At 36.1% G+C, this 20,088-nt stretch carries 20 protein-coding genes; 6 read left to right on the top strand and 14 right to left on the bottom strand.

The features are described 5' to 3' along the window. Nucleotides 1–1,453 precede the first annotated feature (1,453 nt). Nucleotides 1,454–1,654: a hypothetical protein gene (locus HCX49_RS20395; protein ID WP_021189267.1), complete on the top strand. Its 201-nt coding sequence runs from the start codon at nucleotides 1,454–1,456 to the stop codon at nucleotides 1,652–1,654. A gap of 105 nt (nucleotides 1,655–1,759) precedes the next feature. Then, nucleotides 1,760–3,460, top strand: a complete 1,701-nt coding sequence (locus tag HCX49_RS20390) for a sodium:solute symporter (RefSeq protein WP_168127998.1) — start codon at nucleotides 1,760–1,762, stop codon at nucleotides 3,458–3,460. Nucleotide 3,461: 1 nt separating this feature from the next. Here HCX49_RS20390 and HCX49_RS20385 read toward each other — a convergent pair whose 3' ends face one another. From HCX49_RS20385 to HCX49_RS20350, 8 genes are all read right to left on the bottom strand, one after another. After that, nucleotides 3,462–4,256, bottom strand: coding sequence for an N-acetylmuramoyl-L-alanine amidase (locus tag HCX49_RS20385; protein ID WP_206368617.1), 795 nt, complete (start codon nucleotides 4,254–4,256; stop codon nucleotides 3,462–3,464). A gap of 80 nt (nucleotides 4,257–4,336) precedes the next feature. Then, nucleotides 4,337–5,365 carry a DUF3078 domain-containing protein gene (locus HCX49_RS20380; protein ID WP_021189270.1) on the bottom strand — a complete coding sequence of 343 codons (1,029 nt, stop codon included), beginning with the start codon at nucleotides 5,363–5,365 and terminating at the stop codon, nucleotides 4,337–4,339. 31 nt (nucleotides 5,366–5,396) lie between these two features. Continuing rightward, the gene (locus tag HCX49_RS20375; protein WP_168127997.1) at nucleotides 5,397–6,155 is read right to left on the bottom strand and encodes a hypothetical protein; all 759 of its coding nucleotides are present in this window, start codon (nucleotides 6,153–6,155) and stop codon (nucleotides 5,397–5,399) included. Between the two features lie 58 nt (nucleotides 6,156–6,213). Then, on the bottom strand, nucleotides 6,214–7,041 hold the full coding sequence (locus HCX49_RS20370; protein WP_132844985.1) for a glucosaminidase domain-containing protein: 828 nt from the start codon (nucleotides 7,039–7,041) through the stop codon (nucleotides 6,214–6,216). Between the two features lie 13 nt (nucleotides 7,042–7,054). After that, entirely contained in the window at nucleotides 7,055–7,582 is a 528-nt protein-coding gene (locus HCX49_RS20365) for a glucosaminidase domain-containing protein (RefSeq protein WP_021189273.1), read from the bottom strand. Nucleotides 7,583–7,604: 22 nt separating this feature from the next. Next, nucleotides 7,605–8,240: an O-methyltransferase gene (locus tag HCX49_RS20360; RefSeq protein WP_132771812.1), complete on the bottom strand. Its 636-nt coding sequence runs from the start codon at nucleotides 8,238–8,240 to the stop codon at nucleotides 7,605–7,607. Nucleotides 8,241–8,474: 234 nt separating this feature from the next. Further along, complete coding sequence (folE, locus tag HCX49_RS20355; protein WP_132771763.1) at nucleotides 8,475–9,104, bottom strand: GTP cyclohydrolase I FolE; 630 nt, start codon at nucleotides 9,102–9,104, stop codon at nucleotides 8,475–8,477. 27 nt (nucleotides 9,105–9,131) lie between these two features. Beyond that, entirely contained in the window at nucleotides 9,132–9,545 is a 414-nt protein-coding gene (locus HCX49_RS20350) for a 6-pyruvoyl trahydropterin synthase family protein (protein WP_031287841.1), read from the bottom strand. A gap of 105 nt (nucleotides 9,546–9,650) precedes the next feature. Here HCX49_RS20350 and mqnB point away from each other — a divergent pair, with 105 nt between their 5' ends. The 3 genes from mqnB (at nucleotide 9,651) to HCX49_RS20335 (ending at nucleotide 12,239) form a co-directional block, all read left to right on the top strand. Further along, on the top strand, nucleotides 9,651–10,280 hold the full coding sequence (mqnB, locus tag HCX49_RS20345; RefSeq protein WP_132771762.1) for a futalosine hydrolase: 630 nt from the start codon (nucleotides 9,651–9,653) through the stop codon (nucleotides 10,278–10,280). 140 nt (nucleotides 10,281–10,420) lie between these two features. Beyond that, entirely contained in the window at nucleotides 10,421–11,407 is a 987-nt protein-coding gene (locus HCX49_RS20340) for a pyruvate dehydrogenase complex E1 component subunit beta (protein ID WP_021189278.1), read from the top strand. Between the two features lie 88 nt (nucleotides 11,408–11,495). Continuing rightward, nucleotides 11,496–12,239 (top strand): DUF6263 family protein, encoded by a 744-nt coding sequence (locus HCX49_RS20335; protein WP_132771761.1) that lies wholly within the window; start codon nucleotides 11,496–11,498, stop codon nucleotides 12,237–12,239. Nucleotides 12,240–12,299: 60 nt separating this feature from the next. On the opposite strand, the gene gcvH is transcribed toward HCX49_RS20335, so the two are convergent. After that, nucleotides 12,300–12,680 (bottom strand): glycine cleavage system protein GcvH, encoded by a 381-nt coding sequence (gene gcvH / locus HCX49_RS20330; protein ID WP_021189281.1) that lies wholly within the window; start codon nucleotides 12,678–12,680, stop codon nucleotides 12,300–12,302. A gap of 116 nt (nucleotides 12,681–12,796) precedes the next feature. Between gcvH and HCX49_RS20325 the strand changes: the two genes are divergently transcribed. Beyond that, complete coding sequence (locus HCX49_RS20325; protein ID WP_317166849.1) at nucleotides 12,797–13,984, top strand: anhydro-N-acetylmuramic acid kinase; 1,188 nt, start codon at nucleotides 12,797–12,799, stop codon at nucleotides 13,982–13,984. Nucleotides 13,985–13,987: 3 nt separating this feature from the next. Here HCX49_RS20325 and HCX49_RS20320 read toward each other — a convergent pair whose 3' ends face one another. The 5 genes from HCX49_RS20320 to HCX49_RS20300 all read right to left on the bottom strand — a co-directional run bounded on the left by HCX49_RS20320 (nucleotide 13,988) and on the right by HCX49_RS20300 (nucleotide 20,074). Further along, nucleotides 13,988–14,659, bottom strand: a complete 672-nt coding sequence (locus tag HCX49_RS20320) for a DUF2461 domain-containing protein (RefSeq protein WP_132771759.1) — start codon at nucleotides 14,657–14,659, stop codon at nucleotides 13,988–13,990. A gap of 10 nt (nucleotides 14,660–14,669) precedes the next feature. After that, nucleotides 14,670–15,470, bottom strand: coding sequence for a phosphatidate cytidylyltransferase (locus HCX49_RS20315; protein WP_132771758.1), 801 nt, complete (start codon nucleotides 15,468–15,470; stop codon nucleotides 14,670–14,672). A gap of 1 nt (nucleotide 15,471) precedes the next feature. Further along, nucleotides 15,472–15,687, bottom strand: a complete 216-nt coding sequence (locus HCX49_RS20310; protein ID WP_021189284.1) for a DUF2007 domain-containing protein — start codon at nucleotides 15,685–15,687, stop codon at nucleotides 15,472–15,474. Next, nucleotides 15,662–16,591: a CPBP family intramembrane glutamic endopeptidase gene (locus tag HCX49_RS20305; RefSeq protein ID WP_132844973.1), complete on the bottom strand. Its 930-nt coding sequence runs from the start codon at nucleotides 16,589–16,591 to the stop codon at nucleotides 15,662–15,664. The genes HCX49_RS20310 and HCX49_RS20305 overlap by 26 nt, the downstream gene beginning before the upstream one ends. A gap of 183 nt (nucleotides 16,592–16,774) precedes the next feature. Next, the gene (locus tag HCX49_RS20300; protein WP_168127996.1) at nucleotides 16,775–20,074 is read right to left on the bottom strand and encodes a S41 family peptidase; all 3,300 of its coding nucleotides are present in this window, start codon (nucleotides 20,072–20,074) and stop codon (nucleotides 16,775–16,777) included. Nucleotides 20,075–20,088 lie beyond the last annotated feature (14 nt).

Below are 20,088 nucleotides of genomic sequence, written 5' to 3'. Positions count from 1 at the left end.
ATAAAAACAAATGAAATCAATGATTTAATCCTTGCCTGTGCTGGAGTAAGAATAGAAAGCATCGCAGCAAAGCCGCATTATGCTATTGAAGACACGATAAAGGTTACAAATCAACTGATTGTAAGAGCTGATGTTCCTGCGATACAGGTTGCTAAGATCAATGGAAAAAATATCAATCAAAATCTCGAAAATAATACCCTAACAAGTTTTACTAGTTCTTACCCTGCGCGGTTTAGTACACAACCATACTGGTTGGATGCTCCAAATCTTATAGGTCGATTCCAATTCGCAGACTTTAATAAAACTGGAGCCCCTGAAAATCCAGACTATCCAGCTGTTGACTATGAACTGGTCATCAATGGAAAGGCGCTTAACTATAAAAAACCCATCCAATATAAATTTACAGATCCTGTTAGGGGAGAAATCTACAATCCTATCGTGATTTCACCAGCCATAACCGCATCTACGGACCAGACGATCGTACTAAGTCAAAATAACACTCCACAAAAGGTAAGGGTAACATTTGTAAATGAAGGCAGTACAAAAAATAGAACAGAAAATGTTTCTCCTGTTGTCAACAAAAATTGGATCGTAACTCCAAATCTGGTTAAGCTCGAATATTCAGAAAACCAGCAACAAATAAGTCAGGAATTTACCGTTCAGGCACAGACCAAAGATACACGCCTAGATACACTTTCCTTCCGTTATGGCTCAAATGAAAAAGTCAAAATAAACCGCGATATACATTATGACCATATACCAGCCATCACGTGGTTTCCTGATCTTACAGTAAAAGTCAGCAATCTGCAACTTCAAGTTCCTATCAAAAAAGTTGGATATCTGGTTGGAGCGGGAGATTTAATTCCTGAGTCTTTAAGAGCAATTGGTATTTCTGTAGATCTTCTAAATGAAACACAGGCTCTGCATCAAAATCTCGCACAATATGATGCCGTCATAGTAGGAATAAGGGCTTTTAACGTCTTAAAATCGATGAATCAGATTAGTGCTAAACTAAATGAATATGTTAAAAATGGCGGTACAGTTTTGGAACAGTATAATGTAAACAACAAGTTGCTCTCTAATCAATTTGGTCCATATCCATTCCGTTTAGGCAACAGCAGGGTGACGGAAGAACTTGCTGTAGTAAAATTTGATGAACAAAATCAAATTTTTAACTATCCAAATAAAATCATCAAATCTGATTTCGACAACTGGGTACAAGAACGGGGTCTGTATTTTGCGGAAGATATCGACAGTCGTTATCAAACACCTATACAGATGCAGGATAAAAATGAACCGCTTCACAATGGATCGCTATTGATTACTAACTATGGAAGTGGTAGATTTGTCTATACATCATTGTCATTTTTCAGACAATTGCCTGCAGGAGTTCCTGGAGCTTACAGATTATTTGTAAATTTGTTATCAAAATCAAAATAAAACATACAATTCAATGGAAAATCAAGTTGAAAACAACGCATGCGCACCTAATCCAAAAGGATTAATCGTATTAATCGGTGTGATATTTGGAGCTTTAATTTCATTCACTGCAAACGAGACTTTTTTAAGTATCATAGGTGGAGCTGTTGTTGGTTTAATTATCGCAGCTTTCTTCAATAGCTTCCTTTACGCTCAAACACCGCATGACAGATAGGGGAAATAACCCCTTAACACAAAAATGGAAGCGCTTTTATATTTTAGTAGCGTGTAGCCTGCTTGTGGTCATACTATTCCTTTATCTATTCACGAGCTATTTTTCATGAGTACGATTGATTGGATAGTTCTTATTCTGACTCTTTTGATTATTGTGCTGTATGGCATGTACAAAAGTAGAGGAATCAAAAATATTGATGGGTATTTACTTGGTAATCAATCCTTACCTTGGTACCATGTCGGACTTTCGGTGATGGCCACTCAGGCGAGTGCCATCACCTTTCTTTCTGCGCCAGGCCTGGCTTACAGTTCAGGAATGAGCTTCGTCCAGTTCTATTTCGGTCTTCCTTTGGCCATGATTGTACTCTGTATCACCTTTGTACCAATCTTTCATAAACTTCGCGTTTTTACAGCTTACGAATTTCTAGAGAAACGGTTTGATATTCGGACCCGTGGATTAACGGCTTTCTTGTTTTTGATCCAGCGCGGTATATCAACAGGCATCAGTATTTTTGCTCCGGCACTTATTATAGCCAGCATTTTACATATTAACCTTCCTCTCACCACGCTTTTAATCGGCAGTATCGTGGTAATCTATACGACATATGGTGGTACTAAAGCAGTTTCACACACGCAAATGCTCCAGATGAGCATCATATTTGGAGTGTTGCTTGTCGCCGGAATACTTGTTGTCAAACTCTTACCTACAGACATTGGTTTATATAAAGCGCTTCATATTGCTGGTAAATCTGGAAAAACAAATGCGATCGACTTTACATTTGACCTGAATAACCAGTATACTGTTTGGACAGGTATTATTGGTGGTTTCTTCCTACAGCTATCCTATTTTGGTACGGATCAAAGTCAGGTAGGCCGTTATCTAACGGGTTCATCTATAAAAGAAAGTAGACTTGGTCTACTAATGAATGGCTTACTCAAAATACCTATGCAATTTTGTATTCTGCTCATAGGCGTTCTTGTTTTTGTTTATTATCAATATCACACACCGCCAATCTTTTTCAACCAGGTTGAAGTAGATAAGTTAAAACAAAGTGAATATAACAGCACTTATACGGTTCTGGAAAAGCAACAGGCTTTTATTAGTAATAAAAAGAAGGAAACAATCAATCGTTTAACTAAAGCCATTGATGATGAGGATCAATCTACAATAGACGAAGCAAGGCTTACACTCAAGAATTCAAATGAAAAACTAAACGGTATCCGTACAGAAGTTGTCGCATTAATAAAGAAGAATAATCCCGCTGCCGAAACAAATGACAATAACTACATCTTTCTATCTTTTGTAAATAATACTTTCCCTAAGGGCTTAATAGGTCTGCTTATCGCTGTTATCTTTCTTGCATCTATGGGATCTACAGCAAGTGCGATCAATTCTTTGGCTTCTACAAGCACCGTTGATATTTACAAGCGATTTATAAACCAAAATTCTAGCGATAAACAGGATCTATTCTGGTCACGTATATTCACGCTTTTCTGGGGTGTATTTTCTATCGCTGTTGCCTTATATGCGAGTAGACTGGGCAATCTCCTAGAGGCGGTTAATATCCTAGGTTCATTATTTTATGGTACTATTTTGGGCATTTTTATTGTCGCCTTCTATATGAAGAGTATAGGAGGGAAAGCCGTGTTTTATGCTGCAATAATAACTGAAGTGATTATTTTTACGATCTGGAAAATAGATGTCATAGCCTTTTTATGGCTCAATGTCATTGGCTGTATCTCGGTCATGTTCATCGCCTACTTATTAGAAAACTTGATACCAAAAAAAAGCCATTCAATCGAATAGCTTAATAATTTTGATATAGATTATAAAGAATACTTTTATCATAAATCGTGAGTTCTGGGCTCACATCGTTGACAACAAACTTCCTTTTAAATGCAATAATTGCCGCTTTCAAATTGCGTGTATCGTAACCAATGATTCTCAAGGCATCAATTGGGTTGAAGGTTTCTGGGGCTGTTACCAATTCTGCAGGATTATACCATATACCAAAACCGCGATCTGCCAATTTTTTCCAAGGAAAAAATACACTTGGATCATTTTTACGAGCTGGAGCAATATCAGCATGACCAATGAAATTTGCTGCGGGAATGCCGTAATTAGCTTTTAATGTATCCAAGACAACCATTAACGCTTCAATCTGGGCATCTGGAAATGCTTCCTTTCCATTATTATCCAGTTCTATTCCAATGGAGATCGAATTCATATCTGTGATCGTTCCCCACTTGGAAAGTCCCGCATGCCAACCTCTTACATAATCATTGAGCATCTGAACGATTACACCATTACGGCTAATCACATAATGTGAACTTACCTTTGTGTGCTCTACCTGAAATGTTCTGATGGTTTGATCCAGACTATTTTGTGCTGTATGATGGATAATAACGTAGTTTGGTTTGCGCACATCATAGTGTATGGCCGTTTCCTGACGTATATTAGCATGTATGCCGGCCTTTCCCAATGTCCATACTTTGTGCTCTCCCAAGCTTAATTTGGGAACGGTATCGTGCACGATCACCTTTTGGATGATCGTATCTATCTTTATAGGTACAATTTGCTCTATAGATCCCTTTTTAGCCATGCCTGACTTACTCTTACATCCAATAATGGATAGAGCAAAACAAAGTATAAACGGAATCCAAAGATTTTTTTTTTCAAACATTATCGAGGTAACCTATAAACCAATCCTAATGCCAATGATTCACTTAACTGAACTTTTGAGATCACATCCGTATCATAAACTAAAATTCCGTTTAAGTTTACATTGATCGCTCGCGATACTTTAGCTGTCACTGTGACATCCAAACGATGTGAAGGGTCCGTTACTTTTTTATAATTCGCAAATAAATTATAACGTGCTTTCACATTCAATTTATCTGTAAAATTTTTATCCATATTTCCGGTGATCTGAAAAGCGAGGTCATTTTGAACAGTTTTACCTCCTTCAACACCATACCTTACTTGATCTTTATCAATTGGTGCACGATCTGGATATTTCTGACTATATTGCTCAACCGTTAGGGGTTTAATACGGTTATCCAAAATCAGAGTTTGGCGTGCAGTACCTGTACCAAAACGAATCGAATAAGAAGCGCTTGGCTTGTATTCAAAACCCAGCGATTCGGTTATGTACGCAGGAGCCATAAATGCATTCTCGATATAATCAATGGTATCTTTACCGTCAACTTGTTTATATTTATATCCTGCATCAAATTGAGATTCAAAGGTTAATGAAGTATAAAGTGCCCATTTAGCAGACAATTTATAAGACAATTTATTATCCCAAAAAATACGGTCGTTATTTTTCTTCGCGATTTGCTTATTATTTTTAATCTTACCATATCGCAAATCGATCTCAGTTACAAAATTGAAATTGTCTCTGGTATAATCTGATTTATGATTTGCAATTAATCCGACGGCTGTTGATCCAACTCCACCACCTTTCCAGTCGCCATTAAAGGCTGCCTGATTAATATTTACTCCAAAACTGGTCCAATGCTTCCAATAATCAACTTGTAATTCTAATTTTGGTACTACTGGACGAATATTTTTTAAGGAGATATTTTCTTGTTTATTCTCCGAAATAACTGAATCTGGCTTTACTCTAAGGTCTTTCAAATTAACCTGAGCGCTAACCGTACCACACGATAAGCCAATAATTAATAAGGCAAATAAGGATTGTAACTTCATATCAAGCAACTCTTTTTTTTCTTTTCTTAATTTAAGGTACTAAAATAGGATTTATTGTTGGTAATGGCTCAATAAAATATCGAGAAGGATTTTTTTGATACTTTTCATAACATTCTTTGATATAATTTGTCAGTTCATACTGTGTACAGCTAATGATGAAAAAGTAACTTGGTTTAAAGATCCGTCTAAATTTATTAAGCTCTTCTCCTTCTAAACCTGTTGTACGACTCACCAGTTGTTCTGAAAACTTATACTCGATAACATTATCTTTATAATCACTCTCAATCAATTTCTTTAATCTTTTTGCATTTTTAGCTTCTCTGCTAAACAGACTATAGATGGAGTTGATACTGAGCCCTGCACCATTATGCCCTACTGAAAACAGATCTCCTGGATCAGAAAGCCGAAAGGCTTTCTCATAATCATTTCTTGCCTTTTTTAAAATCTCATCTGGATCTTTCTTTGCAACTACAGAAACTTCATCAATATAAATCGATTCACGCTTCAAATGGAACAGTATAACAGGAGAGGTATTTACAATGACGGTATCAGGATAGTATTCCCGAGAAGTCGCGATCAATGCATCTCCTTTGTCGGCCATAATAGAAAATTCTCCCTTACTATTGTTAAAGACTTCTTCGTTGGTCCTAGTGTTGCGGATTGTTACTTTTGATATACGTTGTTTGGTATTAAAATCAGAAACAATACCCTCTATACGCTTTTGTGCAAAAGCATCGGGTGCTAGTGCAACCAAAAGAATGAGTATTACGATATTTTGCAGAGTCTTCACTCTCGTAAAACTACGTTTTAGCTTATCAAAATAGAAATATTTAACATCTTTTGATGATTTACTTTGAAATTACCAATAGCTGCCCGATGGCTAAGTTTGTGTCAGTCAAGCCATTTAACTCTTTTATTTGATCAACAGTGATACCGTATTGTTTACTCAACGAGTATAATGTGTCTTTCCCTTGTACTTCATGAATACGCATTGCTACAGGACTCTTGATTTGCTCTGTTTGTACCACAGGAGCTTCGACTGCATTGTGTACAATCTCTCGCTCAACAACAACTTCTCTTTTCTCCTTCTCAACACGAGTTTCCACGCGGTCATATTGGTAGAGTTCATACCGTTCAATCATATCGATCAATAAATCTGGATATCGCGGGTTGGTGGCATAGCCTGCGGCTTTCAAACCTTTGGCCCAGCCTTTATAATCGTTCTTATTGAGCAAGAATAAATCGGAATAACGTTTACGCAACAAGAATTCAGAATGATCTCTAAAAGACTGTTCCGGACTTTCATAAACGCGAAAGCAGTCATTGATATTATCATCTGGGCGATTAATGGATTTTCCCTTCCATACACCTCCACATTTGATTCCAAAGTGATTATTGGCTTCGGTAGCGAGGTAGCTATTGCCATTTCCAGATTCTAATAATGCTTGTGCCAATTTGATACTCGCAGGAATACCGTACTTATTCATTTCTGAAATAGCAATATCTTTATATTTCTCAACATAAGCATTTCCTGAAACAGCTGGTCTTAACTTACTAGGACGATTGGAAGAGGTAGAGCCTTGATGATTTTTGCTTTTATAGACGGTGTTTTTTTTGGATGAGCATGAACTAAAAAAAACAGTAAGGGCAAGTAGGATAAAAGCAATTTTTTTCATTGGATGAGTAGCATTACTTAGAAGCGGTGAGTTTCCTAGATATTGTGGTCGGATTTTTATCAAAACTATCTAAATCATACATTTCAATTGTTTTGATAACCTTCGCAGACCAATCTTTAGTTCTTGAATATCCTGCTTTTGCTAAAGCACCTACCCAAGCTTTGTAGTTTTGTCCTCGATTTTCCTCAAATAAGGGAGTCGTGGTTTTCTTTCTTTTAACCAACGATATAAAGTCATTATAAGAATCAAGTACTGATTTATAACCTTTATATGCTGAATTAATCACTTTGCTATTATTTTTTCCTTTAATACCGAAGTGATTATTTAAATTTTTTGCAATCTTACTATTTCCATGTGCACTTTCATGCATTGCAATAGCTAAAATTACTGATGCTGGAACACCATGTTCTTGCATCATCTCTTGTGCTACGGGGCTGTATTTATCAATATAAAATTGATTGCTTTGAGCGGATGCAGTAGCATAACTACTGACGATCAAAATTAATACAGCAACATAGTTTTTTAATGTTTTAAAATTCATAAAGAATCATTTAGTCCACTAATTACTTTTTGCGTAATACAAAAAGTCCATCTCGAATCGGCAATAAAACCTTTTCGATGCGCTGGTCCTGAGCTAATTGTTCATTCAAATCTATGATTTGCTTTGTTTGATTGTCTGGATTTTCATCTAATACTTTGCCTTTCCACAAGACATTATCGATTAAAATCAGTCCTCCAGACGGGACTCTATCTAAAATTAATTCGTAATAGTAATGATTACGTTTTTTATCAGCATCTATAAAAACCAGATCAAAACTACCTTCGATCTTCGGAATTACTTCTGCAGCATCACCAATATGGTATTTAATTTGAGACGCATATTCAGATCTGTCAAAATATCCCTGTACACGCTCCTCCTGTTCTGCATTAACATCTACCGTATGTAAAATCCCCTTTTTAGACAAGCCTTCTGCAAGGCATAAAGTAGCATATCCAGTAAACGTACCGATTTCCAAAATAGTATTTGGAGCAGCTAATTTACTAAGCATAGCAAGCACCCTTCCTTGGTAATGTCCGGATAACATATGAGGCATTGTTTCCTTCAAATAGGTCTCCCTATTGACGCTTTTTAGCAACGGATTTTCTTCGTCACATGTGCGCTCTAAGTAAGATTCTAAATGCTCATTACAAATGTCCATAACAACAAAATTACTGAACATGATTTATAATCAGAAAAAATAAAATACAAACCGCTGATAATTAGGTAATTAATATTTAGTCAGATGTTACATAAAAAATCGCATCCGCCTTTATGAAGCATAATGACACTTTTAAAAAATCGTGATTTTTTAAATTCTTTGAATTTTCAAAGAAAAAAAAGTCCAATCATCATAGGAAGATTGGACTTTAAATTTTGTTATTTTTTTATTGAATTACGTCAAATTTGCAGTAATTAGTTTTAAGAATTCCGAACGCGTTACATCGTTTTGAAAAGCTCCTGTAAATGCTGATGTTGTAGTGACAGAATTTTGCTTCTGAATGCCTCGCATAGCCATACACATATGCTTACATTCGATCACCACAGCCACACCCTTTGCTCCTAAGGTTTCTTGAATACAGTCACGGATTTCATTGGTAAGACGTTCTTGAACTTGTAGTCGACGTGCAAAGATATCTACAACGCGTGGAATTTTGCTCAATCCAACGATATGACCATTAGGAATATAAGCAATATGCGCTTTACCAAAGAATGGCAACATATGGTGTTCGCACATCGAATACACTTCAATATCCTTCACCACAACCATCTGGCTATAGTCTTCCTCAAACATAGCACCTTGTAATACTTTAGCAGGATCAATATCATATCCATGAGTTAAAAACTGCAAAGCTTTTGCTACACGTTCTGGTGTTTTCAATAATCCCTCACGATTCGGATCTTCTCCTAGAGATTCTAAAATATCTGTATAATGAGCGGCAATACGACCAACTTTTTCTTGATTATATTGATCAATTTTCACGTAGCCGTCTAACTCTTCTTCTTCAAATGAGTGATTACTCATAGTAATTAAATAAATTAGTGTATAAGATTAGTCGCCAAAATATTCGACGTAATTATTTTCTGTTTCATGAAGGCGAATGCTGTGCAACTGCACTTTTTGTTCTTCAAATAATGGTTTCAATACCTCAAATATAGCAATTGCTATATTTTCTGTAGAAGCCATCTTATCTTTCATAAAATCAACATCAAGGTTAATATTTTTGTGATCGACTTTATTTACGATATTTTCCAAAATAATGGTTTTCATCAATTTTAAGTCAATCAGAAAACCTGTTGTTGGATTTACGTCACCTTTGACCGTCACAAACAAATCATAATTATGACCATGCCAATTAACATTTGAACAGTTTCCGAAAACATTTTCGTTTTTCTCAATACTCCAATCTTCGCGGTAAAGCTTATGTGCAGCGCAAAAGCGCTCACGACGAGTGATATATACCATAATACCACAAAGATACGTGTTTGCAACCAAAATATCGCTTTCAACGAAATGATTACCATCACATTTGCGTAAATATTGATTAATATTGTACAAAGGTTATCCCACATGAAAACACTTATAGTAGCAGCAACTCGATTCGAAATTCAACCCTTCCTTGATCGTATTGCTGCATATCCGAATACCGACTATTTAATAACGGAAGTAGGTATGGTACAAACAGCTTATCGGCTTGGAAAACATCTTGCAAATAATCAATATGATCTTATCATTAATATCGGTATTGGTGGCTGCTTTAATCGATCATTACCAATAGGGGCGGTCGTTTCAATCGATCGCGAGATCTTCTCAGAATTAGGAGCAGAAGATGATGAGAGATTCATTCCGATTGATGAACTTGGATTTGGTAACGCTCATTATGTGGCCACACAAAATAAGACAACTAAGGAACTGGTGCATGCATTACCAACAGGGCTAGGTGTAACAGTTAATAAGGTGCATGGAAATGAATTAGAAATTTCGAAATTACTGATACAAATACCCAATGCTCTGATTGAATCCATGGAAGGAGGATCTGTTTTTTTAGTTGCATCTGAAGCAAAAATTCAAACCATACAGATCCGTGGAATATCTAATTATGTAGAGAAGCGAAATCGTGCCACGTGGAACGTACCGCTCGCTATCCACAATAGCAATGCGGTTCTTTTCGAAATTTTGTGTAAAATAGATAAAGTTTAATTTTTGAATTTTATTACTGTTTTCGCCATCCTGTTATTAAAAAATGACATAAAAGCAGATATTTAGCGATGAATAACCTTCAAAATATCAATAATAAATAGTAGATTTGTAATCTAAAATTTGACACTATTTTACAACTGATGAGAGAGATACAATTCAGAGAAGCACTTCGTGAAGCGATGAACGAGGAAATGCGTAAAGACGAAACAATATTTTTATTAGGAGAAGAAGTTGCAGAATACAATGGTGCTTATAAAGTGAGCCAAGGTATGCTGGATGAATTCGGAGCTAAACGCGTGATAGATACACCTATTGCAGAATTAGGTTTTGCAGGTATAGCAGTCGGTGCTGCGATGAACGGTTTAAAACCAATCGTTGAATTCATGACTTTCAACTTTTCTTTAGTTGCGATTGACCAAATTATCAATGCTGCTGCAAAGATTCGTTCCATGAGTGGAGGTCAATTCTCTATTCCAATAGTATTCCGTGGTCCAACTGGTAATGCAGGGCAATTGGGAGCACAGCACTCTCAAAATTTTGAGAACTGGTATGCAAATACTCCAGGATTAAAAGTTGTTGTTCCTTCAAATCCTTATGATGCGAAAGGTTTATTAAAATCTGCTATGATTGATCCAGATCCAGTTATTTTTATGGAATCTGAGGTTATGTATGGTGATAAAGGTCACGTGCCTGAAGAAGAATATTACTTACCAATAGGTAAAGCAAATGTTGTTAAAGAAGGTACTGATGTAACCATCGTATCTTTCGGTAAAATGGTTCCACGTGTTGTATTACCTGCTGTTGAAGAATTGACAAAAGAAGGTATCAATGTGGAAGTAATTGACTTACGTTCTGTTCGTCCAATAGATTACCCAACTATTATCGAGTCTGTTAAGAAAACAAACCGTTTGGTAATTGTGGAAGAAGCTTGGCCATTAGCGTCTATTTCATCTGAAATAACATATTCTGTACAACGTAATGCATTTGATTATTTAGATGCTCCAATCGTTCGTATTACAGCAGCAGATGTTCCTCTTCCATATGCAGCTACATTAATTGAAGCAGCTCTTCCAAGTGTTGCTAAAGTTGTAAAAGCTGTAAAAGAAGTTGCTTACATCAAAAAATAAAAGCATCTAATTGCTTAAATCAAAAAAGACCTTTGGTAATACCAAAGGTCTTTTTTAATTTAGGGGATATTTTACTAACTAATCTTAAATGATCAAGACCCTATCGCTCGCTTTTTTGTCGTTCTTTATTATTACGACATTAATTGCTCAAGACAAAGTTTTATTAAAGCTGAAACCCGATCTTAATAATCCCTTTTCACAAAAAATGCACATGACTATAGATGTCAATGCTGGTGCTCAAAGTACTATGATCGATGCAACCATGTTGTGCGAGACAACAAACACCAATGCTACAGACAGTACATTGACCTATGCAACGAAATATACAGCAATGATCATGGCAATGGATGCAGGAATGATGACCGTCAACTATGATTCCAAGAATCCGGAAGCCAATGAACTTTCCAAACAGATCCATGAAAAAGTTAAAACTTTGCTGGAGACCCCTATCGTGGCTGTGATGGGTTTAAATGGAAAAATAAAAGATGTCGAAGATTTACCTGATGATAATGATCTGTTTGATGCCAATATGCTCAAAGAAGCAGCGTTTGAATACCCAAATAGAGAATTAAAAGTTGGAGAACAATGGAAAGCAACAGCAAATAATAAGTCTCTAGGCCCAATAGAACAAACATACACCCTAAAAAGTATCTCAGCAGAGGGTATATCGATTACTTCAGAAGGAAGTATAACGGCAGAAGGCCAAACTGTCGGATCAATCACTGGCCAATACCTATTAAATCCTAAAACTCATTATTTAAAAGCGCTTACGCTCGAAACAAAAGTAAAAAATGAAGAGGTTGAAGTCACCAGCAAAATAGAAATCCTATAAACCACAAAAGAGCTGTCAATGACAGCTCTTTTGTGGTTTTATTGAACGTAAATGTTAAAATTACGCGTTAATTTCTTCTTTATATTGATCAGCAGTTAATAAAGCATCAACGTCAGCTACATCATTTAATTTGATACGAATAATCCAACCCTCTCCATAAGGATCTGAGTTTACTAATTCTGGTGATGCATCGATTGCCTCGTTAACAGCTAACACTGTTGCTGTAACAGGAATGAATAAATCAGAAACCGTTTTTACTGCCTCGATTGTTCCAAAGATTTCGTTTGCAGCCACTTCTTCACCAATTGTGTTGATGTCTACAAATACGATATCACCTAACTCACGTTGTGCGAAATCAGTAATACCAATAACGGCCTCATCACCTTCAACACGAATCCATTCGTGATCTTTAGTGTATTTTAATTCTGCTGGAAAATTCATTTTACTTTTTTTTAATCTTCTATTTAATTACGCCATGAAGTTACAAAATATATTTATATCACAAAAATCTTGTGTACTCTATCATATTTTGTTCCTACTTTTAAGGTATGAACTCAATGATTGAAAAGCTTTACAAAATCGCAAAAAAAGATAGTCGTTTTATAATAGGACTTATGTCAGGGACTTCATTGGATGGTCTTGATATTGCACTTTGTAGAATAAGTAATAGTGGTAAGTCTACACAAATTAGCGTGGATAATTTTATTACAATGGACTATCAGGATGAGTTTAGAAAATACGTAAGAGGTGTTTTTGCAAAGCGTACAATTGATCAACAGCTGCTCTGCGGACTTCATGCTTACGTCGGAAATGTACATGCAGCACTGATTAATCAGGCTCTTGAAAAATGGGGGATTCCACATTCAGAAATTGATTGTATTGCTAGCCATGGGCAGACAGTATACCACGCTCCACAAAGCCTTACAGATGATCAATTAATGCCCAACAGCACTCTTCAAATCGGGGATGGCGATCATATTGCTGTAAAAACTGGTATTATTACACTATCAGATTTTAGACAAAAACACATCGCTGCAGGTGGTGAAGGTGCACCTCTGGCGGCCTACGGCGATTACTTACTGTTTTCGGATAGGAAAGAAAATCGATTTTTATTGAATATCGGTGGCATTGCTAATTATACATTTATACCTAGCCAAGAAAGTGATTTGAAAGCTTTTGCAACAGATATTGGCCCCGGAAATACCATTATGAATCAGTTTGCAAAAGAAAAATTTGATATAGAGATGGATAAGGATGCAAACATCGCTACACAAGGAACTATCAATGAGGGACTTTTAAATGAGCTTTTAAAAGAACCATTTCTACAAGATGAATTCCCTAAAACAACTGGTCCGGAGCTCTTTAATTTGGATTATCTAAAAAAATGTCAGATAGCATCCAATAATCTTTATATGATTCCTGAAGATATCATGGCCACTTTAAATCAATTTACTGCAACATGCATCATTGACGCAATCCATAAGCTATCAAAAACATTAAGCAATGTACATATCTACATCAGTGGGGGAGGTTTACACAATCCGCTATTGGTCGCTAAAATCAAAGCAGGATTGCCTCATCATAAAGTCTCCTCATTTGGAATACTAGGCATTGATCCCGACGCTAAAGAAGCTGTGTTATTTGCCCTACTGGCTAATGAAACATTGGTTGGCGACCGAGACAATGTAAGTCAAATAAAAGATTCTCCTGCAGTCTGTATGGGTAAAATTAGCTTACCTCAATAACAACTAATCATTATCAATAGCTTCGTGTAGATACTGCTTCAAAGGAAGCATTGTTTTATATAATGCAATGATATTATTCAAAGCATTTTTATCAGTCAGAGCGCTATTGGATAAGCTTTTGTGTGCAACAAAGCTCTTTAATTTTAAAAATTCAATTGAAGGATGTGTTGCCTCATAACCAGCAGGGGGGCGTTTTAGTTTGTCTTCTTCTTCTAAAGTAAGACCACTTTTTTTCTGTAAATCTGCTATAATTGCATTAAATTTCTCTTCGTTATAATCTATTTCCTGACGAATAGCATCTAAATGTTTTTTTTCTGGTCTCCAGTAACCACAGGCAATAAATGAATTATCTGGAGAGATGTGGATATAATATTCTGGTCCGTCCAATTTACGGCCATCTTTGGAAATACCTGCACCGAACCAATTTTTATAGGGTGTTTTGTCTTTTGAAAAACGCGTATCACGATAGATACGAAACAAACATTTATTAGCCTGAATATCGGTCGTAATATGAGGATCAAATTGAGACAGGCTATTAATCAAATCAGCCACAAACAAACGAACATCAGCTAAAGCCGCTTCATAACGTTCTTTCTCTTCTGCAAACCATTCACGGGTATTGTTATTTTGTAAATCTTTTAAAAATTTAAACGTATTTTGATTAATATGTCCCATAAATATGATCTTAATTTACTAAAAACAAAAATAAATATACCAAAGGTCCAGCGATTAATAAACCGTCGAATCGATCTAATAAACCTCCGTGTCCAGGTAATATATGTCCAGAATCTTTCACATTTAAGCTTCTTTTAAGCATCGATTCTACCAAATCACCCAATGTACCAAATACAGCAATTATCATTGCTACAATAATCCATTGCCATTGCGGTATTGTTTCAAAATAATGTGCTAAACATAAAGATACAAGAACTGCCAATACAATACCACCAATAAAACCTTCCCAGGTTTTCTTTGGAGAAATTCGCTCAAAAAGTTTATGTTTTCCCAAGGATCTCCCAGCTAAATAAGCCCCTGTATCACTCGTCCAAAGTAAAATCATAAAACCCAAAGGTAAAAAATGATTAAATGAGCCACCTATATAGCCTAATCTTGTAAAACAATAAAAAGGAAATCCAACATACAGAATACCTAAAATGGTAAAGCCGATATCATTAAAGGGGAAATCACGCTTTTGATAAAGAGCTTGTATATAGATCGCTAAAAGAAAAGGGATGCATAACAAAATATACTTCGCCTCAAAAATGCCTAAACTATATAACGCTGTTGTACTAAATAAAACAACTGTAGTCAATATACCTAAAGCTTTACTTGGTCTACGATCTTCTGAGCTAACAATACCATAAAACTCATACAGACACCAGGCGCTTAATAAAGAAAAAAATCCAAGGAAAACTGCGTCGCCCAGCAGCATAGCCCCAACCATGACGATGATAAAGAAAAATCCTGTAATAGCTCTAGTTTTCATACTAATCTTCGCTTTCTGTCGTAGATTCGATTAAAACTAATGCCTGTTGCTCATCTTGTTGATTCACATAAAGCTCAATCTTACCAAATACAAGGTATGATGAGTCCTGCTTATTTAATACAATAGCAGGTATCCCGCTTTCTTCTAACATTTGTTTAACGATCTCAGCTTCTATTGCATTAGTATAAACTTTAATCTTCTTCCAGCCTTGCTCCATATGGGATTTTTTTAGTTGAACGATAATATAATACTACAAAAATAACAGTAAATATTAAGCTTGCAAGGTAAACCCAAATTGGTTCTTGTTCAAAGTTATTCATTTCTTCGAAAGGTATCCCTTTTCTTGTATAATAAAACGCTGTAATGGTGGCACTTGCATTATTAATAAAATGGCCAAAAATAGGCAAATATATGTTTCTACTCCAAACATAGAGATATCCAAAAAAGGCACCAAGAAGCATTCTAGGAATAAATCCAAAGAACTGCATATGAAATGCACTAAAGATTATTGCTACTAACCAAATGACCACGTGCTTATTCCATATCCAACGACCAAAAATGTTTTGTAGACAGCCTCTAAAAACCATTTCTTCACCTACGGCTGGCACCACTGCTAAAATGATCAGATTGATCAATAAACCGCCCCAAGTTGACTCCTCTACAATTTGTTTAGTCATTACAGCGGCACTATCTTCACTAGCACGCATCCACTGCTGTACACCTCGAAGACTATCGGGCAATTGCATAGATTCATTCCAATACGCAAGCAATGACATCATAGGAATGAAACATAGCATGGCCGCAAAGACAAAAAGATATTGTAATGATGAAACCTTATTTATTCTTTCAAAATAGGGATGAATGCCTGATTCGCTACGATATAAGATCCAAGCTGGTAAAATAAATGTTGTAACACTACTGATCAACAACATCCCTTTGAGTGCCACTGTATTTTCTTGAAAAAAAGATAAACTGAACGGGCTCTCGGGAGACAAAATCTTCATAACCAATAGTGATAATCCCATCAATACCAATTGAATACTTACACCCAAAACGATCATGTAAAGCAATAATCTAAATAAAGATTTTCCGGGATTTATCTTTGTCACTAATTCTTCCATGTAGTACTTTTAATTTATTTCATAAATATATTACAATTAAAATTTATTACCTCAAAATCTTCTAAAAGATCTACTTTAAGCTATCATGCTGCATCTAGAACAACGTCTATCTGGATATAGAAACCTGTAAACCAAAAAAATCCCGTTTCATTTAAAATGAAACGGGATTTCCATATTTTTCAATTAATTAACCCGAATTGGATCAGCCGGTTTTTTCATGTTCTTGTAGGGATAATTTTTCATTTCTTCCAACAAGATCTGAACCGTTTTTTCCAATTGTGGATCACGACCTTCTATCAAATCCTTAGGTGTTTGCTCGACGAAAATATCTGGAGCAACACCTTCATTTTCGATGATATAATTGCCTTTCAAATCGTATACACCAAAGTTTGGTGAAGTGATTCTTCCTCCATCCAATAAAGGAGGATAACCGCTGATACCAACTAAAATACCCATAGTGGTACGGCCTACCAATTTTCCTAATCCTTTGTGGCGGAACATATAAGGCATCATATCTCCTCCGGAACCCGCATTTTCATTAATAATCATTGCTTTTGGCCCATAAATTCCATTACCTGGCGTATTGAATCCCTTTCCGTCACGTATTCCCCATCCAGCGATTAAATCACGGGATAATAAATCGATAACGTAATCGGCCACCCAACCGCCACCATTATTACGCTCATCAATTAATACCGCTTTTTTATCCATCTGAGAGAAATAATAGCGATTGAAAGCAGTGTATCCTTCTCCACCTGTATTAGGCATATAAATATACGCGATCTGACCCTTGCTTAATTCTTCCACACGTTTTCTGTTCCGCTCCATCCACTCGGTGCTTCTTAAACTCATCTCATCAGAAAATGATATTGGTTTAACCACATATTCTTTAGCTCCAACTAAACTAGGTTTTGTATTGACTTTAATACTTACCTGTTTACCAACAGTATTATCAAATAAACTGTACAAGTCCATATCGGCAGTAACTGCTGTACCATTTACTGCTACTAAGTACATTCCCGATTTGATATTTAATCCCGGTTCAGACAAAGGCGCTTTAAATGATGGATTCCAATCTAAGCGTGTAAAAATCTTATCAAGCTTATAAAAACCTTTATCAATAGAATAATCAGCTCCTAAAACACCCACACTAACCGAAGGACCACTAGGTTGATCACCTGGATAAATATAATTATGTCCAACAACCATTTCGCCCATCATTTCGTTCAATAAATAACCTAAATCAGAACGGTGACTTACATAAGGCAAGAACTTCTCATATTTCGTTTTTACAGCATTCCAATCTGCTCCATGCATATTTTCAACGTAGAAATAATCTTTCTGCATTGCCCATACTTCATCGAATATTTGTTTCCACTCAGCAACAGGATCAACTAATTGTTTGATATTATCCAATTTCAATACACCAGTTGTAGGACTTGCCACTTTTTGACCTGCTGTTACAATATTAATACCTGCACTGGTCTGAATAATCATTTTCTTACCGTCGGCACTGATAGCATATGAGCGGATACCTGCGACAAGATCTTTTTCTTTGAAATCTGTAAAATCATAAGCATAGAGTGTCCCATTCTTGACATATGTCAATTGATTGACGACAGATCCATTGATACCATAAATACCATCACCTAATGGAAGCGCAACAATTCGATTATTGATATGATCAAAATCTATTTCTGTAGGCTGTACCGCAGGTTTTGAAGGTTCTTTGTTTGGTTCTTCTTTCTTCTCGTCTTTTTTCTTTTTATTAGCCTTTGCTGTTTCTTTAGGCTTTTCCGACTCCTCTTTCTCTTCTTTTATCGTTTCTTCATCACTTTCATTTTTGAAAATAGAAGGTGTTTTACTGGATAAAATGAATGCATATGCTTCATAATTAGCACGACGCTCTGTTGCTGACATATGCAGTCCAGAATTTGTTAGTCCTACATTTGTACTTGCTGTGAAAAAAAGATACTTACCATCTCGACTAAATGAAGTCGATCGAACCGCACTCATACCATCGGTAATCTGTGTGCTTTTTTTACTGTCAAGATGATATAAAAATACTGCCGAAACGGAATTTGGAAGTGTTTTAATGTAAGAAATCCACTTCGAATCAGGTGACCAACTTGGTTGGAAATGATTAAAAACACGTCCAGTCTGAGCACTTTCTGTATCCGAATCTACCTTGACTATCTTTTTACTATCGATATCAATGTAAAATAAATTCAAGTGAGAATCGTTATAAAACAATTTCTTAGAATCAGGAGACCAGGTAGGTTCAAAATAAAAATTAGCTTCACCTAAAGTATACATTAGAGGTTCATCTTTTCCAAATTGATCGCGTAATTGAAGTACATATTTCCCTTTTTCACTCGAAATATAGGAAATCCATTTCCCGTTCGGAGACCAGCTTGGAAAGCGGTCATGTGCGCCTGGAGAATTTGAAATATTGCGCGCTTCGCCTTTTTCTTTAGGTACAGAGAATATTTCTCCTCTCGCTTCTATAAGAGCACGTTGCCCGGTAGGGGAAATGTTCAAAGTGCGAATATCATCACGCATATTATCATAATGTGGTCTTTTATACAACGCATCATTACTCACATTAATTTTTAATGCTGTAGAAGACTTTGAATTGATATTGTAAATGTGTACTCTTCCTTCTTGTTCAAAGGTCAATTCCGATCCGTTGCCCGTCAATGTTCTGACGTCATAGTCAGTAAAATTGGTAATTTTATCGATTTTTTTTGATTTGACATCGTACGAGAAAATATTGACAATTTTATCTCTATCTGAAAGGAAGTAAACCTTATTATCCAACCATACCGGCTTAACGTCATTGCAGCGCTCTCCAGGGATTATTTCGATTTGATTACTCTTTGTGTCGAAAATCCAAATGGATGGCATACCACCGCCTCTATAGCGCTTAAAAGCAACACGGTCACGTTCCGTAGGATCTGTATTTTTTATATAAGCCCAATAGCGTCCATCTTTAGAAGGGCTACCCTGATAAGCCTCTGGCATAGGAAGCGATTTGTCCAATGTCAATCCAGTAACAGATGAAGAATATAAACGTGGACTTAATGCATAATTGTATTCGCGGGTTGTGGTATAATATACTTCATTATTATTTAGCCAGCCTCGCAGCACATCAGATGCGGGATGAAAAGTAATACGTTTAGGTTCACCACCTTCAATCGGCATGACATAAACGTCTGTATTACCATCATAATTACCCGTAAAAGCAATCTGTTTTCCATCCGGTGAGAAGATGGGGCTTTGTTCAACACCAGGATTTGTCGTTAATCTTCTTGGATTTGCTCCAGATTTATCCGAAATCCAAATATCACCTCCATATACGAAAGCAATATTTTCGGCGCTAATACTAGGACTTCTCAATAACAAAGTTTCTTGTGCTTCTACTGAAAAAGCACCCGATAAAGCCATTACTAATCCTAAAAATCGAAGTTTAGGTTTTAACATATATTTAAAGATAA

The organism is Sphingobacterium sp. B16(2022) (genome assembly GCF_012030425.1).
GTDB classification, from domain to species: Bacteria; Bacteroidota; Bacteroidia; order Sphingobacteriales; family Sphingobacteriaceae; genus Sphingobacterium; species Sphingobacterium anhuiense.
The sequence above is the reverse complement of the archived record's forward strand: the minus strand, read 5'-3'. Positions and strand labels throughout refer to the sequence as shown.